General features: G+C 68.5%; 21 protein-coding genes and 4 pseudogenes. 9 read left to right on the top strand and 16 right to left on the bottom strand.

Going from position 1 to position 24,049, the window contains the following annotated elements; all coding sequences use genetic code 11:
* Nucleotides 1-79: 79 nt before the first annotated feature.
* Nucleotides 80-1,039: a calcium/sodium antiporter gene (locus FU658_RS03730; protein WP_147890860.1), complete on the bottom strand. Its 960-nt coding sequence runs from the start codon at nt 1,037-1,039 to the stop codon at nt 80-82.
* 185 nt (nt 1,040-1,224) lie between these two features.
* Between FU658_RS03730 and FU658_RS03725 the strand changes: the two genes are divergently transcribed.
* Nucleotides 1,225-2,106: a hypothetical protein gene (locus tag FU658_RS03725; protein WP_147890859.1), complete on the top strand. Its 882-nt coding sequence runs from the start codon at nt 1,225-1,227 to the stop codon at nt 2,104-2,106.
* Between the two features lie 97 nt (nt 2,107-2,203).
* Here FU658_RS03725 and lpdA read toward each other — a convergent pair.
* From lpdA to FU658_RS03710, 3 genes and pseudogenes are all read right to left on the bottom strand, one after another.
* Nucleotides 2,204-4,134, bottom strand: a pseudogene (gene lpdA, locus FU658_RS03720) (dihydrolipoyl dehydrogenase).
* Between the two features lie 41 nt (nt 4,135-4,175).
* Nucleotides 4,176-5,759 carry a bifunctional GNAT family N-acetyltransferase/carbon-nitrogen hydrolase family protein gene (locus FU658_RS03715; protein WP_147890858.1) on the bottom strand — a complete coding sequence of 528 codons (1,584 nt, stop codon included), beginning with the start codon at nt 5,757-5,759 and terminating at the stop codon, nt 4,176-4,178.
* Nucleotides 5,760-5,856: 97 nt separating this feature from the next.
* The gene (locus FU658_RS03710; protein WP_425477580.1) at nt 5,857-7,428 is read right to left on the bottom strand and encodes a dihydrolipoyllysine-residue acetyltransferase; all 1,572 of its coding nucleotides are present in this window, start codon (nt 7,426-7,428) and stop codon (nt 5,857-5,859) included.
* Nucleotides 7,429-7,706: 278 nt separating this feature from the next.
* On the opposite strand from FU658_RS03710, the gene FU658_RS15015 reads away from it, so the two are divergent.
* Nucleotides 7,707-8,348: a TrmH family RNA methyltransferase gene (locus tag FU658_RS15015; RefSeq protein WP_147890856.1), complete on the top strand. Its 642-nt coding sequence runs from the start codon at nt 7,707-7,709 to the stop codon at nt 8,346-8,348.
* 18 nt (nt 8,349-8,366) lie between these two features.
* Here FU658_RS15015 and FU658_RS03700 read toward each other — a convergent pair whose 3' ends face one another.
* Complete coding sequence (locus FU658_RS03700) at nt 8,367-8,984, bottom strand: DUF2884 family protein (RefSeq protein WP_187265894.1); 618 nt, start codon at nt 8,982-8,984, stop codon at nt 8,367-8,369.
* A 180-nt stretch (nt 8,985-9,164) separates the two neighbouring features.
* Between FU658_RS03700 and FU658_RS03695 the strand changes: the two are divergent.
* Nucleotides 9,165-9,575: pseudogene (locus FU658_RS03695) on the top strand (SDR family NAD(P)-dependent oxidoreductase); the annotation flags it as partial.
* Complete coding sequence (locus tag FU658_RS15925; RefSeq protein WP_425477579.1) at nt 9,481-9,909, top strand: SDR family oxidoreductase; 429 nt, start codon at nt 9,481-9,483, stop codon at nt 9,907-9,909. The pseudogene FU658_RS03695 and the gene FU658_RS15925, both read left to right, overlap by 95 nt.
* A gap of 78 nt (nt 9,910-9,987) precedes the next feature.
* On the opposite strand, the gene FU658_RS03690 is transcribed toward FU658_RS15925, so the two are convergent.
* From FU658_RS03690 to FU658_RS03680, 3 genes are all read right to left on the bottom strand, one after another.
* Nucleotides 9,988-10,656, bottom strand: a complete 669-nt coding sequence (locus FU658_RS03690; protein ID WP_147890854.1) for a Bax inhibitor-1 family protein — start codon at nt 10,654-10,656, stop codon at nt 9,988-9,990.
* Nucleotides 10,657-10,757: 101 nt separating this feature from the next.
* On the bottom strand, nt 10,758-11,909 hold the full coding sequence (locus FU658_RS03685; RefSeq protein ID WP_147890853.1) for a hypothetical protein: 1,152 nt from the start codon (nt 11,907-11,909) through the stop codon (nt 10,758-10,760).
* Between the two features lie 87 nt (nt 11,910-11,996).
* Nucleotides 11,997-12,659: a hypothetical protein gene (locus FU658_RS03680; RefSeq protein ID WP_147890852.1), complete on the bottom strand. Its 663-nt coding sequence runs from the start codon at nt 12,657-12,659 to the stop codon at nt 11,997-11,999.
* A gap of 136 nt (nt 12,660-12,795) precedes the next feature.
* Between FU658_RS03680 and FU658_RS03675 the strand changes: the two genes are divergently transcribed.
* The gene (locus FU658_RS03675; protein ID WP_147890851.1) at nt 12,796-13,605 is read left to right on the top strand and encodes an MOSC domain-containing protein; all 810 of its coding nucleotides are present in this window, start codon (nt 12,796-12,798) and stop codon (nt 13,603-13,605) included.
* Nucleotides 13,606-13,614: 9 nt separating this feature from the next.
* Here the strand turns inward: FU658_RS03675 and FU658_RS03670 are convergent, their stop codons facing one another.
* A complete protein-coding gene (locus FU658_RS03670; RefSeq protein WP_147890850.1) occupies nt 13,615-14,127 on the bottom strand; it encodes a DNA-deoxyinosine glycosylase in 513 nt (170 codons plus the stop codon).
* A gap of 92 nt (nt 14,128-14,219) precedes the next feature.
* Between FU658_RS03670 and dinB the strand changes: the two are divergent.
* Nucleotides 14,220-15,300 (top strand): annotated as a pseudogene (gene dinB, locus FU658_RS03665) (DNA polymerase IV).
* A 5-nt stretch (nt 15,301-15,305) separates the two neighbouring features.
* Here the strand turns inward: dinB and FU658_RS03660 are convergent.
* Both FU658_RS03660 and gntA read right to left on the bottom strand, forming a co-directional pair.
* Nucleotides 15,306-15,908 carry a DUF1989 domain-containing protein gene (locus FU658_RS03660; RefSeq protein WP_147891080.1) on the bottom strand — a complete coding sequence of 201 codons (603 nt, stop codon included), beginning with the start codon at nt 15,906-15,908 and terminating at the stop codon, nt 15,306-15,308.
* Nucleotides 15,909-15,910: 2 nt separating this feature from the next.
* Nucleotides 15,911-16,582, bottom strand: a complete 672-nt coding sequence (gntA, locus tag FU658_RS03655; protein WP_255505390.1) for a guanitoxin biosynthesis heme-dependent pre-guanitoxin N-hydroxylase GntA — start codon at nt 16,580-16,582, stop codon at nt 15,911-15,913.
* Nucleotides 16,583-16,861: 279 nt separating this feature from the next.
* Here gntA and FU658_RS03650 point away from each other — a divergent pair, with 279 nt between their 5' ends.
* A complete protein-coding gene (locus FU658_RS03650; RefSeq protein ID WP_147890848.1) occupies nt 16,862-17,815 on the top strand; it encodes a glutaminase in 954 nt (317 codons plus the stop codon).
* A gap of 1 nt (nt 17,816) precedes the next feature.
* Here FU658_RS03650 and FU658_RS03645 read toward each other — a convergent pair whose 3' ends face one another.
* Both FU658_RS03645 and FU658_RS03640 read right to left on the bottom strand, forming a co-directional pair.
* Nucleotides 17,817-18,287 (bottom strand): GNAT family N-acetyltransferase, encoded by a 471-nt coding sequence (locus FU658_RS03645; RefSeq protein ID WP_147890847.1) that lies wholly within the window; start codon nt 18,285-18,287, stop codon nt 17,817-17,819.
* Complete coding sequence (locus tag FU658_RS03640) at nt 18,287-20,110, bottom strand: DUF885 domain-containing protein (protein WP_147890846.1); 1,824 nt, start codon at nt 20,108-20,110, stop codon at nt 18,287-18,289. Before FU658_RS03640 ends, FU658_RS03645 begins: the two co-directional genes overlap by 1 nt.
* Before the next feature lie 129 nt (nt 20,111-20,239).
* Here FU658_RS03640 and FU658_RS03635 point away from each other — a divergent pair, with 129 nt between their 5' ends.
* Nucleotides 20,240-20,797: a DUF1415 domain-containing protein gene (locus tag FU658_RS03635; RefSeq protein WP_147890845.1), complete on the top strand. Its 558-nt coding sequence runs from the start codon at nt 20,240-20,242 to the stop codon at nt 20,795-20,797.
* Nucleotides 20,798-20,859: 62 nt separating this feature from the next.
* Entirely contained in the window at nt 20,860-21,342 is a 483-nt protein-coding gene (locus tag FU658_RS03630) for a YajQ family cyclic di-GMP-binding protein (RefSeq protein ID WP_147890844.1), read from the top strand.
* Here the strand turns inward: FU658_RS03630 and FU658_RS03625 are convergent.
* The 3 genes and pseudogenes from FU658_RS03625 to FU658_RS03615 all read right to left on the bottom strand — a co-directional run bounded on the left by FU658_RS03625 (nt 21,339) and on the right by FU658_RS03615 (nt 23,982).
* The gene (locus FU658_RS03625) at nt 21,339-22,058 is read right to left on the bottom strand and encodes a pseudouridine synthase (RefSeq protein WP_147890843.1); all 720 of its coding nucleotides are present in this window, start codon (nt 22,056-22,058) and stop codon (nt 21,339-21,341) included. The two genes, FU658_RS03630 and FU658_RS03625, sit on opposite strands and share 4 nt — an antisense overlap.
* Nucleotides 22,055-22,900 (bottom strand): DUF3014 domain-containing protein, encoded by an 846-nt coding sequence (locus tag FU658_RS03620; RefSeq protein WP_147890842.1) that lies wholly within the window; start codon nt 22,898-22,900, stop codon nt 22,055-22,057. Before FU658_RS03620 ends, FU658_RS03625 begins: the two co-directional genes overlap by 4 nt.
* A gap of 73 nt (nt 22,901-22,973) precedes the next feature.
* Nucleotides 22,974-23,982, bottom strand: a pseudogene (locus FU658_RS03615) (class I SAM-dependent methyltransferase).
* Nucleotides 23,983-24,049: the final 67 nt, after the last annotated feature.

Below are 24,049 nucleotides of genomic sequence, written 5' to 3'. Positions count from 1 at the left end.
ACGGGCCGCGGCCGCCATGCGTACACGAAGGCGGAACTCCGCGACGCCAAACGCCCGGACGCCTGAGTCCGGGCCAGCCTCACATCATTGGCGTGCGCATGAACTGCGAGGCGAGGAAGGCGGCGAACGCAGCCAGCAACACCACGCCACCGAAGCGTCCCAGCCTTCTCTTGCGCAGGGCCAACGGGTAGATCACGAGCACGAACGCGATCATCAGCACGATGTCGATGCGTATGAGGCTGCCAGCCACCGGCAGGGGCTGCACCATCGCGGTCACGCCCAGGATCAACAGCAGGTTGAACACGTTGGAACCGAGCACGTTGCCCACGGCGATCTCGGCCTCGCCGCGCAGCGCGGCCACCACCGAAGCCGCCAGCTCCGGCAGCGAGGTGCCGATCGCCACCACGGTCAGGCCGATGACCAGCTCGCTCACCCCCCACGACAGGGCCAGTGCCACCGCGGCGTCGACCATCAGCTTCGAGCCACCCAGCAACAGCACCAGGCCCACGACGAGGCGCCACACATGTGGCCAGGTGGATTGCCGCGCCTGCTCGGGGTCGACACCGATCTCGTCCTCGACGGCGACCGGCAGCTCGCGGCTGCCCCGGGCCATCACCACCATCATCACCGCGAAGCCAGCCAGCAGGATCCCGGCGTCGATGCGTCCCAGCCGCCCATCGAGCACCAGCAGCCAGAAGCCGAGCGACAGGCCCGCCAGCACGGGCAGCTCACTGCGGAACACACGCCGGGGAATGGCCATCGGCGCGATCAGCGCCGCCGTGCCGAGGATAAGGCCGACATTGGAGATATTGCTGCCCACGACATTGCCGACGGCCAGGTCGAGCCGGTTCTCGAACACCGCGGTCAGGTTCACGGCCAGCTCGGGCATCGACGTGCCGAAACCGACCAGGACCATGCCGACCACGAAGGGGCTGATCCCAAATCGCAGCGCGATACCCCCCGCACCACGGATGAACAGGTTGGCACCGACCACCAGCAGGCCCAGCCCGACAAGGAACACCAGCAATTGGATGACCATCGATGCTCTCTGGGAGGGGGGCGGCGTCGCATTGTAAGGGCTGCGGACGGCTTCCAGCGTGCTGGCCGTGCCACGGGAGGCCGCCAGTGTGAATCGACTGTCAAGGGCGAGCTCGTCGCTCAGTCTGCATTTGGATGCGCACTGCTAACTTCGGCGGATATTCACGCATCGTCAAGGACGACACCATGACCCCCACTTATCGAAGTCTCGCCACCGCCATCACGCTCGGCATGCTGGCGACCGCTGGACCGGCGACGGCCCAGGATGACCGCTTCACGCTGAAGATCAGCGGCTTCCACACCGATTCGCAGCTTGAATTGGCGGCCGATGGCCGGGCCCGAACGGACGATTTCCCGTTCTCGGTGGCCTTCGGCGGCCGCGACCAGATCCGCGGCACGCGAACCCGGCCCCACGTCCAGGCGATGTGGCGCTTCACCGATCGCCAGCGTCTTCTGGCCGCCCATTACGAGACGGCGCAGGGCAGGCGCTATCCGTTCGACGAGACGATCACGGCGGGCGAGTTTCCCGACGAGCAGCTCCGCATCCACGGCGATGCCGGATTCGACATCGAATTCGAGCTGTTCAACCTGATGTACGAGTACGCGATCGTCAGTACCGACCAGTGGACGGTCGGGCTGGCCGGCGGCGTGCACTGGGCGCGGCTGGAGGCCTGGGCCGACGTGCTGGCCACGGCCGAATACGATGGCGAAACCCGCAGCGAGAGCTTCGAGTACGACTGGGTGCGGCGGCGCTGGGCACCCTCGGTCGGCCTGCGCGTGGTCTACGAGCCCGCCGATCGCTGGATCCTCTCCATGGACGCACAGGGCTTCAGCACCGGCTGGGGCAACTTCACCAGCGAGGATGGCCACTACATCCGCATGGGCCTCAATGCCGAGTACCGCGTGACCCGCAACCTCGGTGTCCACGCCGGCTACGACTGGTTCCGCCTCAAGATCGCCGACGACTTCCGTGGTGGCCTGGCGGACGGCGAGATCACCTACCGCGGCCGGGCCCGGGGCGAGCTGGACGTCAGGGGCCCGACCCTGGGCGTGACGTTCGCGTTCTGAGGCTGCCGTTCAGGGGTCTGCATTCCGGGCTCCGTGCCACCAACGCCCCGCCCATGGCGGCGTTTGCATGTCGCCCGGCGCGGGCCCGGGCGGTGTGTCATCCCTTCTTCTTGCGCGGGATGTACAGGTCGGTGATCGTGCCCTCGAACACCTCCGCCGCCATCGCAACGGTCTCCGACAGGGTCGGGTGCGGATGGATCGTGTGCCCGATGTCCGCTGCCTCGCAGCCCATCTCGATGGCCAGCCCGACTTCGGCGATCAGGTCGCCGGCATGGGTGCCGACGATGCCGCCACCGACCACCCTGTGGGTCGCTTCGTCGAAGATCAGCTTGGTGAAGCCTTCGGTGCGACCGTTGCCGATCGCGCGCCCTGACGCGGCCCACGGGAACTTGCCCACGCCGACCTTGAGGCCCTTCTCCTTGGCCTCGGCCTCGGTCAGTCCGACCCAGGCGATCTCCGGGTCGGTGTAGGCCACCGACGGGATCGTGCGCGCGACCCATTCGCGCTTGAGGCCGGAGATCACCTCGGCGGCGAGACGCCCTTCGTGGGTCGCCTTGTGCGCCAGCATCGGCTGGCCGACGAGGTCGCCGATCGCGAAGATATGCGGCACGTTGGTGCGCATCTGGCGGTCGACCGGGATGAAACCGCGCTCGCTCACGTGCACGCCGGCCTTGGCGGCTTCAAGCTTCGATCCGTTCGGGCTGCGCCCGACCGCCACCAGCACCCGGTCGAAGATCTGCGTGTCCGGCGCCTTGTCGCCTTCGAACGACACCTTGATGCCGTTCTTCTGCGCCTTGACCTCGCCCGACTTCACCTTCAGGTGCACCGCGACACCCATCGCCTTCAGGCGCGTGGCCAGCGGCTTGACCAGGTCGGGGTCGGCGCCGGGCATCAGCTGGTCGGCAAGTTCCACGACCGTCACCTCGCTGCCAGCCCACGATAGACCGTCGCCATCTCCAGGCCGATGATGCCGCCGCCGACGACCAGCAGCTTCTTCGGGATCTCCTGCAGCTCCAGCGCGTCGGTGGAATCCATGACGCGCTCGTCCTCCCAGGGGAAGCCCGGCAACTTCACCGGCTGGGAACCAGCGGCGATGATGCAGTGCTCGAAGCGCACCAGGCTACGTCCGCCCTCGCCGTCCACCTCGATCTCGTTGGGCGACACGAACCGACCCACGCCCTGGACGACGCGCACCTTGCGCTGCTTGGCCATGCCCGACAGCCCCTTGGTCAGCTGGCCGACCACCGTCTGCTTGTGCGAGCGCAGGCGGTCCAGGTCGATCTTCGGCGCACCGAAGCGGATGCCGTAGTCCGCCGCGTGCGCCGCCTCGTCGATGACGAAGGCGGCGTGCAGCAGCGCCTTGGACGGGATGCAGCCGACGTTGAGGCAAACCCCGCCCAGGCTCGGGTAGCGCTCCACGAGCACCGTGTCCATGTCCAGGTCGGCACTGCGGAACGCCGCGGTGTAGCCACCCGGGCCGGCGCCGAGCACCAGCACCTTGCACTCGATGTCCGGGTCGCGCCCGCTGGCCTCGGCCGGGGCCGGGCCGGGGCGTGCGGACACCGTCGCGCCGCCTCCCGCATCCGCGGCCGTCCTGGCGGAGCCGTCCCCAGGCCTGGACTCGTCCTTGCCCGACGAGCTGGAGCGTTCACTGCCCTCGTCCCCCGCGCCGCCCTTGTCGTCGCGTCCGCCTTCGCCCCTGCCTGCGTCCTTGTCCTTGTCCTTGTCCTTGTCCTTGTCCTTGTCCTTGTCCTTGTCGGCGCCGTCGTCGTCAGCATCGCCATCCCCGTCGTCCTCGACCACGGCCACGACATCGCCTTCCGACAGGGTGTCACCCTCCTTCACCTTCAGGGACTTGATCACGCCGGCCGCGCTGGCAGGCACTTCCATCGTGGCCTTGTCGGATTCCAGCGTCACCAGGCCCTGGTCCTTCTCGACCCGGTCGCCCTCGGATACCAGCACTTCGATCACCGGCACGTCGTTCTGCCCGCCGATGTCGGGCACCTTGATCTCGATCTGCTTGGCCATGGGGGGGTCTCCGTCGTCCTTAGTTCATGGTCGGGTCGTGCTCAGCGGCGCGGCAGCCAGCGCAGCCGGTAAAGGTCGTGGCGCCGGTCCTTGAGGTTCTGCACGGTGCCGGCATTGCGCGCCTCGGCCAGCGTCTCCAGGCGCAGGTCGGCGAACGCGACCTGCTCGGCATTCGCCGTGGTGTCCGCGGCCACGCCATCCCGGGCAAAGGGGAAGTCGCACGGGGTGAGGATGCAACTCTGCGAATACTGGATGTCGAAGTTGTTCACACCCGGCAGGTTGCCGACATTGCCGGAAAGCACCATGTAGCACTGGTTTTCGATCGCGCGCGCCTGGCAGGAATAGCGCACGCGCAGATAGCCCTCGCGGGTGTCGGTGCAGAACGGCACGAAGATGATGTTCGCGCCCTGGTCGACCAGGTGCCGGCCCAGTTCGGGAAACTCGCTGTCGTAGCAGATCATCACCGCGATCGGCCCGCAGTCGGTCATGATCACGCGCGCCTGGTCGCCGCCACTGATGCCCCACCAGTTGCGCTCGTTGGGCGTGATGTGGATCTTCTCCTGCTCGTGGATCGAACCGTCGCGAAGGCACACGTAACACACGTTGTGGATGTCGCCATCCTCGACCTGGGTCGGGTGCGAACCACCGATGATGTTGATGTTGTATTCCACCGCCAGTCGCGAGAACAGCGCCTTGACCCGCTCGGTGTAGCTGGTCAGGGCCACCAGCGAAGCGCCCGGCGACAGCGGCTTGTTCTCGATCGAAAGCAGCTGCAGCGTCATCAGCTCGGGGAAGACGACGAAGTCGGCGCGGTAGTCCGAGGCGACGTCGACGAAGAACTCCACCTGGGTGGCGAACTCGTCGAAATCCTTCACCCGGCGCTGCTGGTACTGCACCGTGGCCACGCGCACCATGTCCTGGACCCGGCCCTCCTCCTTGGCCAGCTGCAGCTCCTCGTCGGTATCGATCTTCGGGTTGCGCCACACCAGGTGCGCCGCATAGCCCTTGGATTCGACATCGTCGGGCATGTAGCCCGGCAGCACGCCGCGCACTTCGAAGTCGTTTCGCAGCTGGAAGCTCAGCGCGCGGTCGCGGATGCGCCGCGCCTGCACCTCGGCCACGTAGGCCTCGACGTCGTTGTCGAAACGCTTGGCACGCCGTGCGTAGCCGGGCAGCCGGCCACCGAAGACGATGCCCTTGAGGCCCAGGTGCTGGCACAGCCACTTGCGTTCCTCGTACAGGCGCCGGCCGATGCGGATCTCGCGGTATTCCGGGTCGACGCAGATCTCCATGCCGTACAGCCAGTCGCCCTTGGCGTCGTGCCGCGAGGCATAGCCGCCGCCGGTGATCTCCGGCCAGGTGTGTCGACGCATGACGATGCGCTCGGGTGCCCGGAAGGTGGCGCAATAGCCGACCACCTTCCCTTCATAGACCGCCACGAACTGCCCTTCGGCGAACTGGGTCAGCTGTCCGGTCACCATTTCCGGGGTGTAGCCGCCCTCGGAACCGTAGGCGCGGGCGGTCAGTGCGACGATCTCGGGGATGTCGGCAGTGCAGGCCTCGCGCACCACGAGTTTGGCGCGGCTTTCGTGCTTGGTGCTGGTGGTCTTGTTGCTGCGGGCCATCAATGGCTTCCTGGTTCGGTAGGGGATGAGGACGCCAGCGTGCCTGTCGCTGGGACAACCGGACGTGAGAGCCGGTTGTCCCGAGGCATGGAAGGGTTCAGAGAAGCACCCGCCGCAGGTCGCCCAGCACCTGCGCCAGGTAGCTGGTGAAGCGTGCCGCGGCTGCACCATCGATGACGCGATGGTCGTAGCTCAGGCTCAGCGGCAGCATCAGCCGGGGCGTGAACTCCGTGCCGTTCCAGACCGGCTGCATGCTCGAGCGCGACACGCCCAGGATCGCCACCTCGGGGGCGTTGATGATCGGGGTGAAGCCGACACCACCAATGCCGCCCAGCGAGCTGATCGAGAAGCAGCCGCCACTCATTTCGGCCGGGCCCAGCTTCCTGTCGCGCGCCTTCTTCGAGATCTCGCCCAGCTCGTTCGCCAGCTGCAGCAGGCCCTTCTTGTCGCAGTCGCGCAGCACCGGCACGACCAGCCCATCGGGGGTGTCCACCGCGATCCCGATGTGGAAATACTGCTTGAGCACCAGGTTCTCGCCGCTGGCATCGAGCGAGGCGTTGAACTGCGGGAACTGCTTGAGCGCCGCGACCGCGGCCTTGATCAGGAACACCAGCGGCGTGACCTTGACGTCCTTGTTCTCCTGGCCCAGCTGCTTGCGGAACGCCTCCATCTCGGTGATGTCGGCCAGGTCCTGCTGGGTCACGTGCGGGATCATCGCCCAGTTGCGCGCCAGGTTCGCACCCGACAACTTCTTGATCCGGCTCAGCGGCTCGGTCTTCACCTCGCCGTACTTGGCGAAGTCGACCTTCGGCCAGGGAATGAGGTTCAGCCCACCACCGGCCCCGCCCGACGCACCCGCACCCGTACCGGTGCCCGAGCCGCCCTGGGCCATGATCCCCTTGACGTGCGCCTGCACGTCCTCGCGCGAGATGCGTCCGCCCCGGGCGCTGCCCTGGACCCGTTGCAGGTCGACGCCAAGCTCGCGCGCGAACAGGCGCACCGCCGGGCTGGCGTAGGGCACCTTGTCCGGCATCAGCTCGTCGGAGTTGAACGCCACCGGGGGCGTGCGCGGCGCTTCGCCGCTGGCCTGGGAGGGTGAGGGTGTCGACCGATCCTCCCTGGACTTCGATTCGGAAGCGGGGGTCGCCGAGTCCTTGTCCTTGGAATCCGCCTTGGCGCTCCGGGAATCCCCGTCGGCGGATGCATCGGACCGCTCGCCGGCATCGGCGTCACCGGACTTGGCGTCGTCGGACTTGGCGTCGCCCTTCTCCTTGCCGTGTCCGCCCTCCCCGCCTTCACCCACCTCGATCTCCGCCACCAGGTCGCCCTCGGAGACGGTGTCGCCGACCTTGAGCTTCAATGTCTTGACCACGCCGGCGAACGGCGCGGGCACTTCCATCGTGGCCTTGTCCGACTCCAGCGTCACCAGCCCCTGGTCCTTCTCGACGCGATCGCCGGCGGACACGAGGAGTTCGATGACCGGCACGTCGCTGTGTCCGCCGATATCCGGCACGTTTGCTTCCCTGACCTCGGCCATGGGTTCTCCCGTCGACTGCATTTGAAGGCGTGAAGCGGTCATTGTCGCCCCAGCAGGCCATGCGCGCCAAGCAATCGCCTGCGGCCCACGCCGCCAAGGAGGCGGGCAAAAAAAATCCCCGCCTGTTCGCAGGCGGGGTGGGGAGCGTCAACCACAGTGGGGCTTGGCCGCACCGGGGACTCCCGTTGCGGGAGTCGAACGCGGAAAACTCGGTGGATCCGCCGCTGTGCGCCGGATGCCGGCAGCGCACGATGCCCGACCGCACCCTGCTTGTCAGGTGCTGAAAGGCACGGTTTCCCCCGCCGTACACTTGGTGTCTACGTGAACCGCACGCAACTCCGGCCACTCTTCCACTGCAGGCACGCCCCGAGGAGCGAATCCGTCGACGACCAAGCGGCCTCCCGCCCTGGATGACGCTGCGTCGTCGACGCCGTGACGCTGACGACGCCACGGACTACGCTGGCCCGATGGCGATACCCGAGACACCGACCGACCCCGACCGCGTCATCGCACCCGGCACCTCACCGCGGCGTGGCCGCGCGGGAGACGCCAACGCGCTGTGGCGATACGAGCGCCAGCGGCGGGCCAACCTGCGCGCAGCCCCGGCCCCCTACCGGTGGCATTGGTGCTGGACAGGCTCCGCCCCGATTTCAACGTGCCTAAGATCTTCCGCAGCGCCCAGGCCTTCGGGGCGCATTCGGTGCACCTCGTCGACATCGGTCCCTTCGACCCGGCGCGGCAAGGGGGCTTTCAAGCACGTGCCGGCCCGTTTCCATGCCGACTTCGAGGGCTGCCGTGATGCATTGCTGGAGGACGGCTTCGGCCTCGTCGCGCTGGACCCCTACGCCGGCATCGAACTTCCCGAGGCCGAGCTTCCCGAGCGCTGCGCGTTCATCCTCGGAAACGAAAGCGAGGGGCTGAGCGAAGCGGTACGCGCCGATGCCCACGTGGCACGCGTCGCCATTCCCCGCATCGGTTCACTCGACAGCCTCAACGTGGCCGTGGCCGCATCGGTCGCCCTGTACGAGTTCGCCTGCCGGCGACGCCGATGACCCTCGTACGCCGACCGGCTAGTCCTTCAGTCGCAGCAGCTCCAGCCGCTGCCCGTCGTCCAGGCGCAGGCTCATGCCCTGGTTGAGTTCGGCAAGTTCACGGACCCGTGGGCACAGCCTGGCCACGTCCGGCTGGAGGGGTTCGAGGCTGCGCTCGATGCGTGCCCGCATCGTCTGCGGGAGGTTCTGCGCCTGCCGCTGCAGCACCGCTGCTCCGGCCATGTCCCCGGCCATCGCCAGTTCCATGCCGCGACGCGCGACGTCGGCCGCCAGGATCGGAACCAGTTCGTTGGCCATGGCCTGCATCTCGCGCTCGAACGCCTCGCCCTGCCAGTCGCGGGTCGAGCTGCTGGCGTCGATGCGGGCATGCACCTGGTCACGCCGGCTGCGCAGCTGCGCCTCGGCCTGCGGACTGGGCGGCGTCCCGGTGACGCTGCGCATCTCCTCGCGCACCGCCTCGAGCGCCAGGTCGACGCCGCGCTTGGCCACGCCCTTCACCTCCGGCACCAGCGATCGGAGCACCTGCTCGAACAGCACCAGCCGGTCGCGGTCTTCCAGGTTCACGGTCGTGTCCTGCCGCCCCAGCTGCAGGCGGCCCGCGCCGATCCTCACGTCCCCCGGGCCTGGACTGCTCACGCTGGAAATGCAGCCACTCCGGCCCAATGTCGAGGTCGTAGGTGCTTTCCGCGCCGCAGGTTCCGGCCAGTTCCGGTGCCTCGGCTGTCGCGGAGGGCGTGTGCAGGAAGGCCGTGGCGAGCACGGCGGTCGACAGGGCGAGGCGCAGGGTGGTCTTCATGCGCCCAGCATGCCCCGGCCATGGCAACCGCGAGTGAACAGCCCGGGGTTGGATCGACGCGGGCACCGCCCGCACTCACAAGGAGGATGGAAATGGGAACCGTACTGATCACCGGCGCCAACCGCGGCATCGGCCTGGCATTGGCCCGGCGCTTCAAGGAGCGCGGTGACGAGGTCGTCGCCGTGTGCCGGCGCAACTCCCCCGAACTCGATGCACTCGGCGTCGAGGTCCTGGACGGCGTGGACGTCTCCGACGCCGGGGCGGTGCGCGGCCTGCCCGAACGACTCGAGGGCCGGCGAATCGACGTGCTGATGCTCAACGCCGGCGTGCTGGCCGATGAATCACTCGACCGGCTCGACGACGACGCGCTGGAATCGATGCGACGCCAGTTCGAGATCAACGCGATCGCACCGCTGCATCTCGCCGCGGTGTTGCAGGACCTCCTCGGGGAGGGCGGCAAGGTGGCGATCACGACGAGCCGGATGGGCTCGATCGCCGACAACGGTTCCGGGGGGGCGTTACGGGTACCGCATGTCGAAGGCCGCGGTGAACGCCGCCGGCAAGTCGCTGGCCAACGACCTGCGCGAGCGCGGGATCGCCGTGGCCCTGCTGCACCCGGGTTTCGTCCAGACCGACATGGTCGGCGGCCGCGGCGACGTCAGCGCCGACCACGCCGCCGCCGGACTGGTGGCGCGGGTGGATGAACTCACGCTCGAGACAACCGGTTGCTTCCGGCATGCCAACGGCGAGACGCTGCCCTGGTAGGACCGGCACACGCGACAAAGCAAAAGACCCGCCGGAGGGCGGGTCTTTGCTATTCCAGCCGACGCCGGATTGGCCGCGTCAGTCGTTGCCCGTCAACAGCGTGAACAGGTTGAGCAGGTGCAGGAAGAGCACGGTGATGCTGGAGAACAGCGACACCACGATCATCACCGAGCTGGCCTGGCCATCGTTGACCAGGCGGCTGGTCTCGAACAGGATCATGCCGCACATCAACATGACCGCCACCGAGGAGATGGCCAGCGACAGCGCCGGCATCTGCAGGAACAGGTTGGCGACGATGGCCAGCAGCACCACGACGAGGCCGGCGAAGAGGAAGCCGCCCATGAAGCTGAAGTCGCGACGCGAGGTGATGGCGTAGGCCGACAGCGCGCCGAACAGCACGGCGGTGGTGGCCAGCGCGTTGACCACGATCATGTTGCCGCCCGGCATCGACGCATACAGCGACACCAGCGGGCTGAGCAGGAAGCCCACCAGTGCGGCCCAGGCGAAGGTCAGGCCGATCGCCGCCTGGCTGCCCTTGGCCTTGTTGATAGCGAACGGACCGCCGATGAAGACCACCATCAGCAGCAGCCACATGCCCAGGCTCCAGCCGATGTTCATGGCCAGCCCGACACCGGCGCCGACCGCGGCAGTGCCCATGACCATCGCCAACAGGATGTAGGCATTGCGGACCACCCGGCTGACGGGCACACCGGAAACGGTCCTGACGGCCGTGTTCGTCTGGTTCATCGGGTCACTCTCCTGAATCCAAGGGTTTTCAATCCTCAAGTTTCGGGGCGTGGGCCCCGGGTTTCAAGCCCTGTCGCCGCCGACGGCGTGAAGCTCTTTGCCTAGGGCCCCGTGAAGCGACCGCTGAGTCGCAGGTAGGCATCACGGTCGCGCCGCGGGCGCAGGGCCGATGCCGGCACGTGGAGTTCCTCGCGTTCACGCACCCGCGCCTCGATCGACCAGTCACTGTTCAAGCGCCACTGGTAGCGCAACTCCGCCAGGCGATCGTTGTTGCGGAAGTCCGGCGACAGCAGCCAGCCCGCCTGCGCCCGCCCCAGCACCACGCCCAGCGAATGCCCCGGTCGGAACTGCTCGAAGCTCAACGCCGCCTGCCAGGCCTTGCCGCCGACGCGCCCGCCCCCATCCAGCCCCAGGGCGGACCGGTAGGGCGTCTTTGGCGCCTGACCGATCTCGCCGCCGAGCAGTATCCTGCGCCCCGACCCGGACTCCAGGAACGCCACGGCGGCCCGTGCGGTGATCGCGATGTAATCGCTTCGAGCCGGGGATGTCAGGCCCTGGATGGCGAGCGCGTCGGGCAACCAGGTCACCGACACCATGCGCTGCACCACCGGGCCGGCGCGCTGCGCGGCCTCCAGCCCGAGGAATACCCCGGGTCCGGCCGGATTCCGGCTGAAATCCAGTGGCGGGCGACGCACCGATGACGGAAAGCGCGACGCATTGCGCTCGAGCACGCCGTGCACGCGCCAACCGGGCAGCCCGTCGTAACGGACATGGAGACCGTCGGTCCAGTTAACGTCCATGTTCGGGCTGTCGTTGCGGTCGAGGCTCTTGGCGGCCACCCCCTGCAGGTCGAAGCGGCTCTGGAAACGGCCTGCGCGAAGCCACCATTGGCCTTCGCCCCTGCCCCGCTCGAAATAGAACTCATCGAGCGTCGTGTCGCCTGCGGCCGCGCCGCCCGACTCCGGGGCAGGACCGCGCACGTAGGCGCGCATGCCGTCCTGTGCGCTGCTGGGCCGGCTGGCGGCACGCGCCCGGAAGTTCCAGCGCTCCCCCATCGCGACATCCGCGGCCAGGCGTATGCGGCTGCGCAGCTCATCGTCGCTGGAACCCGCGCCATCGCGCGCGACCCGCTCCGAATGCAAGGTGCCCACGCGCACGTCCCCGCTCAGCCGCCACGGCGCGTTCGCGGCCGGGGCGGCCCCCGTCGCCATCGCGGCGGCGATGGCAAGCACCACCCGGATCACCATGGCCATCTCCCGAGATCCTCCACCCGCGCAGCTCCAACGAAACGCCAGTGCAACCATTGTGGTTGCCGGTGCCACGGGCTCCCTTGATCCGGATCAGTCGCCGGAGACCGGCGAGAATGCCTGCTGCGTCACCACCACCAGCGGCCCCTTCTCCGAGCGGGTCAACGTGATTGCGATGTGCTCGGCCACGCCCTCGTGGTTGCGCGCGACGCTGAAGTGCCGCAGCTCGCCACTTGTCGGCTGCGTCAGCGTGATCACCGAGCGCGAGCGCGACACGTTGTCGGGGGCGGTCACGTAGTCTTCGATGACCTCGGTGACGAAACGCGTGCCACCACAGCCATCAGCCCCCTCGCACTCGAACACGATCGTGTAGCCGCCTTCTTCGAAGCGCTCCCGGTAGTGGCTGGCGAGTGCGTTGATCTGCGAACCGGTGGACATCAACGACACGCGCCGGAACACCCGTCCCTCCACGCGCTGGACCGGGACGCCTCCCTCCGCGTCCGTCGGGCCGGTGGGCAGGCTCAGCGCCGCGACCGGATCGTCCATGATGCCCAGGGAGCGCGAGGCCGGCGGTGAGGGGAAGCGCTTCATTTCCGCCACGACCGCGCTGCTGCCTGCCGGATCCGCCGGGGCTTGCGACCCACCCTCGTCCGAGCAACCGGGCAACGTGAAGGCACAGGCGAGCAGCAGCCAGGGGAGTCGGCGACCGGACGTGGCCGCGAATCCCGGCAGGACGGCGCGTGTGTGGGTCGTCATGGGCGTGTGACCTGAAAATAGAACCAGTCGCGGATGCTAACCCGGGAGTCGACCGTGGGACATGCCGGAGGCTGCGGACGTGCCGGCGCTGCCAGCGGCGTGGCGCCGGGGCACAATGGGCGGCACAGGAGGCTCCATGCTGGTCACCCATCTCTACGTCCATCCGCTGAAGTCCGCCGCATCCCTGCCCCTGGGGGCGCTGGACATCCAGGCGCGCGGCCCCGCCCACGACCGGCGCTGGATGGTCGTCGACGACTCCGGCAAGTTCGTGACCGGACGGACCCGGCCGCAGATGGTGCTGTTGCGTGCGCGGCCGGTACCGGGAGGGCTGCAGCTGGAGGCGCCGGGAAAGCCACCCCTGCACGTCGCCGAGCCCGATGCGGGTGCAATGCACCGGGAGGTGGAGGTGTGGGGCGACCGGGTGCGGGCACCGGTGGCAGGACCCGAAGCCTCCTCCTGGCTTTCCGACTTCCTCGGCCAGCCCGTGGACCTGGTCCACATGGACGCGGACGCGGTGCGGCCCGTGAATGCCAAGTACGGCAAGCCCGGCGACGAGGTCAGTTTCGCCGACGGCTTTCCACTGCTGTTGCTCAGCGCCCGCGCCGTCCATGACCTGGGCGAACGCATCGGCCGCCACATGGCCATCACCCGGTTCCGGCCCAACATCGTCGTGGGCAACCTCAAGGCGCATGCCGAGGACCGCTGGCGGCGGCTGCGCATCGCCGGCATCGAGTTCGAGGTGGCCCAGCCCTGCACGCGCTGTGCGTTCACCACGGTCGATCCGCTCACTGGCCGCAGGGACGCCGATGGCGAACCGCTGCGAACCCTGTCGACGTACCGGCGATCAGCCAAGGGCGTCGACTTCGGCGTGCTGCTGATCGCGCGGGGCCGGGGCCGCGTGCAACTGGGAGACCCGGTCGAGGTCATCGAGGCCGATCCGGCCTGATCCACGCCCTCAGCGCAGGTAGGACGAGAGCCGCATCCATGCGCGCTCGCGCTCGGCCAGGGGAATCGAGGCGTTCGCGGGGCTGGTCGAGGGCAGCCCGAGGATCTCGATGCGTGCCTTCAGGGCGTCCGCCAGCGTCGGCCGGACATGGCGCTGGAACAATTGCAGGGCCTTGCCGCCATTGCACGCCACCAGCGTGATGCCGGGATGGGCATGGAGCAGTTCGCCGATCGCGTTGGGCCGCTCGCTCGCCCGGCGGATCGCCGTGTCCAGGCTGCCGGGGCGCTCGCAGGCCGCCAGCACGTCCCACAACGCGACACCGGCCCTGAGCAGTGCCTCCACGCGCGCCTCATGGCCGAGCCCGGGATCGAAGCCCGCGACCCGGGCCATGAACGGCCAGAACAGATTGCGTGGATGGGCGTAGTAGCGGGCCTCGTCGAGCGAGCGGCGGCCAGGCATGGAGCCCAGCACGAGGATGCGCGCGTCGGGGCGCGCCAGTGGCGGAAAACCGGTTTCGATCATCTCGCGCTCCAACGTGGGCACTGCCTCGCCGGGATGCAAGCCCGGCGCCCTATGCGCGACGCCCCTGCGGCCCGAGGACTTACGATGGCGGCATGCCCGACGACCCGGTCCGCAAGATCCTGCACATCGACATGGACGCGTTCTACGCGTCGTCGAGCAGCGCGACGATCCCGCGCTGCGCGGACGCCCCGTCGTGGTGGCCTGGCGCGGGGCGCGCTCGGTGGTATGCGCCGCCAGCTACGAAGCGCGTCGCTTCGGCATCCGTTCGGCCATGCCGGCGCTGCGTGCGGAACGACTGTGTCCGGACGCGGTCTTCGTGCCACCGGACTTCAACCGCTACCGCACCGTGTCCAGGCAGGTGCGCGAGATCTTCCACCAGCATGCCGAACTGGTGGAGCCGCTCTCGCTGGATGAAGCCTATCTCGACGTCACGACGAACCTGCTCGACCTGCCCAGCGCGACCGCAGTGGCCGAATCGATCCGCGCGCGCATCCGCGAGACGACCGCACTGACCGCCTCCGCCGGCGTGGCGCCGGCCAAGTTCCTTGCCAAGATCGCCTCGGACTGGAACAAGCCCGACGGCATCCACGTCATCCGGCCCCACCAGGTGCGTGCGTTCCTGGAACCCTTGCCGGTAGGAAAGATCCACGGCGTGGGCCGGGTCATGGAGTCGCGCCTGCACGCCCTGGGTATCCGCACCGCGGGCGACCTGGCCCGTCGCGAGCTGGTCGAGCTCGAGCGGCACTTCGGTCGCTACGGGCTGAGGCTGATGAACTCTCCCACGGCGTCGACCGCAGCGAGGTGCGCCCGCATCGGCCGGTGAAGTCGGTGTCCTCGGAAGACACGTTCGCCAGCGACCTGCCGCTGGCGGCGTTGGCCCAACCGATCCAGGCCTTGGCCGAGAAGACCTGGGCGGCTTACCGAAGGGGCGGCCGTGGCGCCCGGACCGTCGTGCTCAAGCTCAAGACGGCGCAGTTCCAGACCCTCACCCGCAGCCAGAGCCTGCCCAGGCCGGTGGCCAACCAGGACGAACTGGTACGCGTCGCGCTGGACCTGCGCGCACGCGTCACGCTGCCGGACAGTACCCGCTTCCGACTGGTGGGCGTCGGCCTGGCAGGCTTCGACGACCCCGACCTGCCGGTGCAGGAGAACCTGTTCAGCGAGCTGGAATGAGCCGCTCAGGCATCCGCGCGTTCGACGCGGAAGTCGATCGGCTTGTAGCGGAAATTGTTGGACTGCCCGGCCGAGCATGCCGTCAGGCCGACCAGCAGGGGCATCAGCGCACGCAGGCGGACATGGTCGCCGGCCCGGCTCAATGGCGGTTCCACCGAGATCACCCCTGTCTTCGCGTCGACCGCGACGTGCATGAACACGTTGAAGGCGATCGGGATGCGGTCCACGTCCAGGCCCCAGGGGGCCAGTGCATTGGCGAGATTGCCCTCGCAGCCGGGGCGGGGCTCGGTTTCACCGTAGATGATCGAGAAGGTGTCCCTGGAGCAGGGGGTCAGCGTGAAATCGTGCCGTCCACAGGTGTCGTCCAGGATTTCGAACATCGGCTGGCTGCGGTTGGAGTACAGCACGTCGCCGGTGCTGAGCCACAGGCGCGACGCATAGTCGATCGAGCGTCCGGAGGAGAGGTACTCCACGAGGCCGGGCCGGGCGAACGCCACCAGGTCCGCGACCTGCTGCCCCTCGGGATCCACCACCACCAGCTCGTCCCCGGGCTCGAGTTCGAACGCGCGTGCCGAACACGGCGCGATGCGTTGCGTGGTTCCCGACATCTTCAATCCCCTTTCCGGAACGGACAGCGCCAGTTGGGCTCGACGCGTCGTCCACTGTACTGCCTGGCCTCCGAAGCGGTGCCGAAGTCCGCCAGGTTGGGATTGATCGCACCCTGCAGCGCGCGGTCGCGGCGGCGCGTGGCCGCCTGCATCTTCGCGTAGCGGCCATCGGCGCGCAGTTGCTCGAACTGCCGGTGGGAATTGAACACCAGTGCCGGGTAGGGACAGCGCCGTGCGCGCCGCGACGCCGACGGATGCAGTCCTATGATGAAGAAGGGATGGCCACCAAGGCTGAAGCTGAATCGCGGATCGGCCGGGTCGCTGGACACGTCGCCGGCCCAGGCCTGGCCGGCGTCGCGGTCGAGGCGGTGCAGGCGCGCCAGTTGCGCCCACAGCAGTTGCTCGAACTGGTGTTCGGTCCTCGGCACCGGACCGGCGAAAACCGCGGCGAGCGAGCGCAGGGTCGGGTCCTCGGCTCCGGCCGAATCCACGCTCGTGCCGAAGCGGCGCAGGCGCAGCCACAGCCGCCGGTCGTCCGCGGGACTGCCCAGGTCGGTGAACTCGTGCACCTCCATGCCGTCGCGCGCGCGCGACGCCTTCGCGCCGACGCAGGGGAAGGATTCGTCGTCGACGTGGTCGAGGAAGGCCTGCCTGGGGCGGGGCGCCCGCGGCACGGCGCCCACCCGTCCAGGGTAGGGCCCGCGGACCGGGTGGGCGGGCGAGCGCCCAGGAGGGCGCCGAAGTTGGCGGGGATCGACGGACATGGCGTTCCTTGCATGCTGGAAAAACTTCCTGCATGGCAGCCTAGCCGCTGGCTGGGACCGTGGTGTAAACGCAGCATGACGTCGCGACGCACCGGTCGGGACGCGTTCAGCGTCCGCGTCCTCGCAACGGCCGACGCAGTGGCACGATAGGCTGCGCGTTCCCCTTCGCATCCGGATGCCCGACCCCGCATGGACACACCACCCACCAACGACAGCAAGGTCGAGGAATACGATTTCCCGGCCATCCTCGAGCAGATCCACGAGGAGGTGCAGGAGCACCTGGACAAGGGCGAGGTGGCCGACTACATCCCAGCCCTGGCCGAGGTGCCGAAATCGAAGTTCGGCATGGCGCTCGCGATGCTCGACGGCGACGTGTACACGGTCGGGGACGCCGAGGACTATTTCTCGATCCAGAGCATCTCCAAGGTCTATTCGCTGACGATGGCACTGGACTGCATCGGCGCCGACCTGTGGAAGCGCTGTGGCCGCGAGCCGTCGGGAAACAGCTTCAACTCGCTGGTGCAGCTCGAGCACGAGAACGGCATACCGCGCAATCCGTTCATCAATGCCGGTGCATTGGTCGTGGCCGACGTGCTGGCGAAGCACTTCGACGATCCGAAGCAGGCGATGCTGGACTTCGTGCGTGCGCGGGCGGGCGACGATTCGATCGAGTCCGACCCGGAAGTCAAGAAATCCGAGGCCGAGCATGGACACCGCAATGCGGCCCTGGTGCACTTCATGCGCAGCTTCGACAACATCGACAGCGCCGTCGAAGACGTGCTCGACGTGTACTACCACCACTGCTCGCTGCGCATGCACTGCGCCGACCTCGCCCGCAGCTTCCTGTACCTGGCCAACCGCGGCCAGTGCCGGCACTCGGACTGCCAGGTCATCAACCCGGAGCGGGCCAAGCGGATCAACGCGCTGATGCTGACCTGCGGCACCTACGACGCCGCCGGCGACTTCGCCTTCCACGTCGGCTTGCCGGCGAAATCCGGCGTCGGCGGGGGCATCGTCGGAGTGATTCCCCACGTCGCCGCGATTTCGGTGTGGTCCCCGGGGCTGGACTCCAAGGGCAACTCGCTGGCGGGCGGCATTGCACTCGACCGCTTCACCCAGCTCACCGGGTTGTCGGTCTTCTGACTCAGTCCAGCGCCAGCTTCATGCCCTCGTGGCTGGCGACGAAACCCAGGCGGACGTAGAAATCGTGTGCCCGGGTGCGCTGCTTGTCCGAGGTCAGCTGCATCAGTCCGCAGCCCTCCTGGCGGGCGCGAACGATCGCGTGTTGCATCAGTGCCGCGCCGATCCCGAAACTGCGCAGATCCTGCCGGACCCGAACCGCTTCGACCAGCGCACGACGCATGCCGCCGCGACTCAAGCCCGGGATCAGCGTCATCTGCAGCACCGCGACCACGTCGCCACCCTGCTCGCCGACCAGCAGCAGGTTGTTCGGGTCGCGCTGGATCGCGGCAAACGCCTCGACCACCTGTGGGGTCGCCCCTGCGGCGTATCCGCCCCGGGCAAGCGCCACGGCATCGTCGGCCAGCAACGAGAGGATGCCGGGAAGATCGGCATCCACGGCCTCCCGGAACTCGACCCGGCCGGGCCCTGCCATCAGCGCGCGGCCGCCTGCTGCTCGATCCACGCGTCCACGCGCTGCTCGAGCACCGACAGCGGCAACGCACCATCGGCCAGCAGGCGGTCGTGGAACACCCGCAGGTCGAACTCCTCCCCCAGCCGCTGCTCGGCGCGTTCGCGCAGGGCGCTCAGGCGCAGCTGGCCGATCTTGTAGGCCAGCGCCTGGCCCGGGTTGCCGATGTAGCGATCGATCTCGTTTGTGATGTCGTGCTCGGACTTCGGGGCGTTCTCGGCGAAGTAGTCGATCGCCTGTTGCCGGCTCCAGCCCTTGGCGTGGAGGCCGGTGTCGACCACCAGCCGCACCGCGCGCCACATGTCGTAGGTCAACTGCCCCATGCGGTCGTAGGGGTCGTCGTAGAGGCCCATGTCGTAGCCCAGGCGCTCGGCGTACAGGCCCCAGCCCTCGACGAAGGCGGTGAACGGCGACATGCGCCGGAACATCGGCTGGCCGGGCATTTCCTGCGACAGCGCGATCTGGAAGTGGTGGCCGGGAACACCCTCGTGCAGCGACAGCGCCATCATCTCCCACTTCGGCCTCGTCTCGGGCCGGTACAGGTTGACGTAGTACTGGCCGGCGCGGCTGCCGTCGGCCGCGGGTCGGCTGTAGTAGGCGGTGGTGGTGTCCGGCGCGGTCGCCTCTGGAATCGGCACCACGCCATAGGGCATGCGCGGGAAGTGGGTGAACACCTTGACCAGTTCCGGATCGATGCGCCGGGTCATCGCCTGGTAGCCCTCCAGCAGCGCCTCGGGGCTGTCGTAGTAGAACTTCGGATCGGTGCGCAGGTAGTGGAAGAACGCCTGCAGGTCGCCCTCGAAGCCCACCTCCTCGCGGATGCGCTCCATGTCGGCGCGTATCCGGGCCACCTCTTCCAGGCCGATGCGGTGGATCCGGGCGGCACTGAGTTCGGTCGTGGTGAAGCGTCGGGCGAGGAAATCGTAGAACGCCGGCCCGGCGGGAAGCTCGCTGGCCGCCACCGACTCGCGCGTGGCCGGAAGGTATTCCTCGTTGAAGAACACCTGGAGGCGCCGCAGGGCGGGCAGAACCACCTCGACCATCGCCTCGCGGGCCTGTGCCTGCAGGGTCTCGTGCTGGTCGGCGGGCACGCTGCCGGGAATGTCGCGGAACGGAGCGTAGAACGCGCTCCGGGTCGGGTCGTCGACGATCTGTGCAGCCAGCTGCGGCGGCACGCGCTGCATGATCGCGCGCGACGACACCCAGCCGCTGTCGATGCCTTCGCGCATCAACGCGATCGTGCCGTCGACGTAGTCGCCGTATGCATTGAGCCGCGCGATCCAGTCCTGGTGGTCCTTGAGCGTGCCCGGCCGCCAGGACTGGCGCCAGGAATCGCCCATCGTGTGCACGCCACCACGTTGCGATATCGGCATCAGGTCGGTGCGGTACGCGGCGCGTTCGACCTGCTCCTCGAGCAGGGTCAGGTAGATGTCGTAATTGAGCTGGTCGGCCGCACCCAGTGCACCGCGGTCGATCGCCTCGAGCCTCGCCAGGGAATCGCGCACCGCCTGCTGCTGGCGTTCGCGCGCCTGCGGGCCGAGTTCGGGCAAGCGGTCGTTGTAGCGGGGGTCGCCCAGGGCCGTCGCCAACAGGGGGTTCTCCTGCAGCGAGCGTTCGAAATCGGCCTCGAACAGCGCGTGCAGGGCCTGGCTGGCCGGACTGCGGGCTTCGACGGAGGAATCGCTGCTGCGCTGTCCTTGTGGGGCACCCGCGGCGAGGGTCGCCCATGGCGCACACAGGGCCAGGGACAACGTGACCGCCAGGCTGAGGGTGGAGGTTCGGGACATCTCGGGCTCCGTTGCAGGCGTGGATTCAATCCCCGAGTGTCGACCAAGCGCTTCACCGGGGAAACCCCAACCATCGGCACGCGCACCGGCGTGGGTGACAATGGGTCGAGCCGCACAGGAGTGAAGACCATGGAAGCCCCTTCCAATGAAGACCCGATCACCCTGACCCGGCACTGGGTGGAGCGCGTCGTGATCGGCCTGAACCTGTGCCCGTTCGCCAAAGCCGTTCAAGTCCGCGGACAGGTGCGCTACGCACTCAGCGAGGCGGCCAGCGCCGAGGCATTGCTGGGCGACCTGGCCGGCGAACTGGCAAGACTGCGCGATACGCCCGCCGAGGTCCTGGAAACGACCCTGCTGGTCCATCCGCACGTGCTCCAGGATTTCCTCGACTACAACGACTTCCTCGACATCGCCGATGCCGCGCTGGTCGAGCTCGACCTGGAGGGCGTGATCCAGGTGGCCAGCTTCCACCCCGACTACCGGTTCGCCGACAGCCTGCCCGAGGACATCGAGAACCATACCAACCGCTCGCCGTTCCCGATGCTGCACCTGCTGCGCGAGGACAGCATCGACCGCGCCGTGGCCGCCTACCCGGACCCGGATGCGATCATCGGGCGCAACCAGGCGCGCCTGCGCGAACTCGGCCAAGGCGGGCTGCGCCGCGTGCTGCGCGGCGGGGACGACTGAGTCGCGCACCGGTGCCCGGCTGGGCTAACCTTTCCGCCTCGATTGCCCACAGGATCCGCCCCATGCCCTCCTTCGACGTGGTTTCCGAAGTCGACAAGCACGAGCTGACCAACGCCGTGGACCAGGCCAACCGCGAACTGTCGACCCGGTTCGACTTCAAGAACGTCGAGGCGAGCTTCGAGCTCGACGGCTTCGTCATCACCCAATCCGCACCGAGCGAGTTCCAGTTGCAGCAGATGCTCGACATCCTGCGCGGGCGGCTGGCCGCACGCAGCATCGACATGCGCTGCCTCGATGCCGGCGAAGTGGAGAGCAACGTGGCCGGGGCGAAGCAGAAGATCACCGTCAAGCAGGGCATCGAGCAGGCCACGGCGAAGAAGCTGATCGCCGAACTCAAGGCCGCCAAGCTCAAGGTCGAGGCGCAGATCAACGGCGACAAGATCCGCGTCAACGGCAAGAAGCGCGACGACCTGCAGACCGCGATGGCGCTGCTCAGGCAGAGCGAGGTCGAACTGCCGCTGCAGTTCGACAACTTCCGCGACTAGTTCGACGCCGGCGCCTGGACGCCGAACAGCAGGGCCTGGTCGGCCGCGTCCGCCAGGCGCCACTCGCCGGGCTCCAGCCCCTGCAGCCCGAGGCCACCGACCTGGCTGCGGTGCAACGATTCGACGTGGTTGCCGAGGGCGGCGAACATCCGCCGCACCTGGTGGTAGCGGCCCTCGGTCAGCACCACCCGCGCCTGCCGCGGACCCGTCACCTCCAGCACCGCGGGCTTGAGCGGGGTGGTTTCGGACTCCAGCATCAGTTCGCCGCTGGCGAATGCCGCCGCCTCCGTCCCGGTGAGCTCACGCGCCAGCGTGGCGTCGTAGACCTTGCCGAGGTTGGAACGCGGCGAAATGATCCGGTGCAGGAGCTGGCCGTCATCGGTCAACAGCAGCAGTCCGGACGTCTCGCGGTCCAGCCGGCCCACAGTGGAAAGCACCGGGTTGCGCAGGCGGAAGCGCGGTGGAAGCAGGTCGTACACCAGACGGCCCTGGTCCTTGGTCGAGCAGGTGTAGCCCACCGGCTTGTACAACATCACAAGCATCCCGATCGGCGGATCCAGCGGCTCGCCGTCGACCTGCACCCCCTCGTGCCGGGCCGGGTCATCGGCGTAGAGCACGTCGCCATCGCTGTCGGTGATGCGTCCCTCGCGGAACATCGCCTGCACCTGCTTGCGGCTCCCGTAGCCAAGGTTGGCGATGAGTCGCAGCAGCTTCACCGGCGCGCACCCGCGCCGACGGCCGCGCGGCTGGTCACCTCTGATCGCAATTCGCGCAACCAGGCCTTGAGGCGACCAGCGTTCTCGGGGCCGATGCGGAACATCGCCCGATGCCCCACGGAGGCCGCTTCCAGCGCCGGGTCGGCGAAGGCATAACCGCGCTCGGTGCGCACCAGCTCGAGCTCCCCGCCGGGCTCCGGTGCCTCGAGGAGATGGTCGATCACCTCGACGAGGCGGTCGTTGAAGTGCGCTTCGGGGTAGCCCAGCTCGCGATAGGCCTGGTCGAAGCGCGGATACCAGCGTTCGTACAGATCCACCAGCGGGCCGACGCCGACCGACTCCAGCTGCGACAGACGCGCCGCATACCGCGCGTGGTTGCCGGTGCCGAGTCGCAGTGGCTCTCCGGCCTCCGGTTCGAATGCACCGGGCGTGGGTCGCACCGGATGCATCCGGGCGGGCAGGCTGCGCCGCGGCAGGTTGTCCACGCTGGCCACCACGCGCTGGATGATGAACTCGGGCACGACCAGGCTTTCCAGCTGCGTGCGCTCGAGCAGCTGCGCCAGCGCGTCCAGGAATGCGGCGTCGGAGTCGCCCAGCCCGGGCAGGTCGACGACGGCATCCGGGTCGTCCGGGTCCTGCACGCCGATCGGATAGCGCGGCGCGGTGTCGTCCCCGCGCCACGGCGCCACGGCATCCCCGACGGGCGCGGGATCCGTCCCCGGCGGAAGCGCGTCGCGCTGGTACATCCACCAGGCCAGCGCGCCGAGTGCAATGAGGGCGGCGGCGAGAAGGACGGGCCACAGGCTGTGGCGGGCGGGTTTGGCGGGGCGGCGCGGGGGCATGGCTTTACCTGCAGGGAATCCGGGCGTCGATCATGAGACTGCGATTGGCGTACATCGTTCCAACAGGGCGCCGCTAACGCGGCGCGGTCGCGAGGAACAGCTTGAATCCGTCCCGCTGGGCCAGGAGCGACACCTTGCCGAAGCCGCGCTGCAATGCTGCCTCGTAGGGCAGATGGCGGTTCGCCACCAGCAACAGCTTTCCTCCGGGTGCCATCGCCTGGGTGGCCGCGGCGATGAAGGCCTGGCCCAGCGCCGGGTCATCCGCCCTGCCCTGGGCATGGAACGGGGGGTTGGTCACGACCACATCGTAACGCTGCGCCAGTCCGCGGGTGACGTCGTGCCAGTGCAGGCCCAGCGTCACCCGATCGGCATGCGCGCCCAGGTTCAGGCGGGCCAGGGGCAGGGCCTGGGCCTGCGCCTCGAACAGGTCCAGCGCAGTGATGCCGGGGCAGCGTGCGAGCAGCTGCGATGACAGGTAACCCCACCCTCCCCCAAGGTCGGCCGCACGCCCGCGCCAGTCGGGATCGATGTGCTCGGCCAGCAGCGCCGAGGCCGGATCGATGCGGTCCCAGGCGAACAGGCCCGGCCGCGAGACGAACCGGCCATCGAGGATCGGACGCGGCGCAGCCGCATCGATCCAGTCCTGCGCCTGCTGGGTGTTCCCGGCACCCTCGAGTGGCGCGCTCCAGAACACACGGCAGCGGTTCTTGCTCAGGCTCGACAACGGGCCTGCGAGCGCCGTGAGGTCCGCCTGGGCCGAACGCGCGCCCTGGTCGTTGGCCGCCACGCCGAGCACGACGCCCCCCCGGCGACAGGCAGCCCAGGGCCCGCGCGTAGCTGGCGCGCAACTGGTCGCGCTGGCGGACCGGCATGACCAGGACGCGCTCGAACCGCCCGGTTGGCTCGGACTCGCCGACACTGAAGCCGGCACGGTCGAGGGCATCGAAGAAGGGTCGGAAGTCCTGCTGGCAGGCCAAGCGCTCGACCGGTGCCTGCCCCAGCGCCGGCGACAAGCGGGCATTGAGCACCAGCACCCGGCCCGCACGCGGCCAAGCCAGCCTGCCCTCGTCGAACGGGAGCATCAGGCTGGCGACAAGGGCATCGATGTCGGAGGTGGCGATCGCCAAGAAGAAAGTGGGCCGGGCCAGG

Source organism: Alkalisalibacterium limincola (assembly GCF_008017755.1).
GTDB classification, from domain to species: Bacteria; Pseudomonadota; Gammaproteobacteria; order Xanthomonadales; family Xanthomonadaceae; genus Alkalisalibacterium; species Alkalisalibacterium limincola.
This window is presented reverse-complemented; position numbering and strand designations above follow the sequence as displayed.

Bases quoted from the DNA above. Each gene is read 5' to 3' on its own strand.
- FU658_RS03730 (WP_147890860.1), bottom strand. From the start codon at position 1,039: ATGGTCATCCAATTGCTGGTGTTCCTTGTCGGGCTGGGCCTGCTGGTG.
- FU658_RS03660 (WP_147891080.1), bottom strand. From the start codon at position 15,908: ATGTCGGGAACCACGCAACGCATCGCGCCGTGTTCGGCACGCGCGTTC.
- FU658_RS03620 (WP_147890842.1), bottom strand. From the start codon at position 22,900: ATGCCCCCGCGCCGCCCCGCCAAACCCGCCCGCCACAGCCTGTGGCCC.
- FU658_RS03670 (WP_147890850.1), bottom strand. From the start codon at position 14,127: ATGATCGAAACCGGTTTTCCGCCACTGGCGCGCCCCGACGCGCGCATC.
- FU658_RS03650 (WP_147890848.1), top strand. From the start codon at position 16,862: ATGGACACACCACCCACCAACGACAGCAAGGTCGAGGAATACGATTTC.
- FU658_RS03715 (WP_147890858.1), bottom strand. From the start codon at position 5,759: ATGGCCCGCAGCAACAAGACCACCAGCACCAAGCACGAAAGCCGCGCC.
- FU658_RS15925 (WP_425477579.1), top strand. From the start codon at position 9,481: ATGAATCACTCGACCGGCTCGACGACGACGCGCTGGAATCGATGCGAC.
- FU658_RS03630 (WP_147890844.1), top strand. From the start codon at position 20,860: ATGCCCTCCTTCGACGTGGTTTCCGAAGTCGACAAGCACGAGCTGACC.
- FU658_RS03645 (WP_147890847.1), bottom strand. From the start codon at position 18,287: ATGGCAGGGCCCGGCCGGGTCGAGTTCCGGGAGGCCGTGGATGCCGAT.
- FU658_RS03725 (WP_147890859.1), top strand. From the start codon at position 1,225: ATGACCCCCACTTATCGAAGTCTCGCCACCGCCATCACGCTCGGCATG.
- FU658_RS03680 (WP_147890852.1), bottom strand. From the start codon at position 12,659: ATGACGACCCACACACGCGCCGTCCTGCCGGGATTCGCGGCCACGTCC.
- FU658_RS15015 (WP_147890856.1), top strand. From the start codon at position 7,707: ATGACGCTGCGTCGTCGACGCCGTGACGCTGACGACGCCACGGACTAC.
- FU658_RS03635 (WP_147890845.1), top strand. From the start codon at position 20,240: ATGGAAGCCCCTTCCAATGAAGACCCGATCACCCTGACCCGGCACTGG.
- FU658_RS03640 (WP_147890846.1), bottom strand. From the start codon at position 20,110: ATGTCCCGAACCTCCACCCTCAGCCTGGCGGTCACGTTGTCCCTGGCC.
- FU658_RS03685 (WP_147890853.1), bottom strand. From the start codon at position 11,909: ATGGCCATGGTGATCCGGGTGGTGCTTGCCATCGCCGCCGCGATGGCG.
- FU658_RS03675 (WP_147890851.1), top strand. From the start codon at position 12,796: ATGCTGGTCACCCATCTCTACGTCCATCCGCTGAAGTCCGCCGCATCC.
- FU658_RS03690 (WP_147890854.1), bottom strand. From the start codon at position 10,656: ATGAACCAGACGAACACGGCCGTCAGGACCGTTTCCGGTGTGCCCGTC.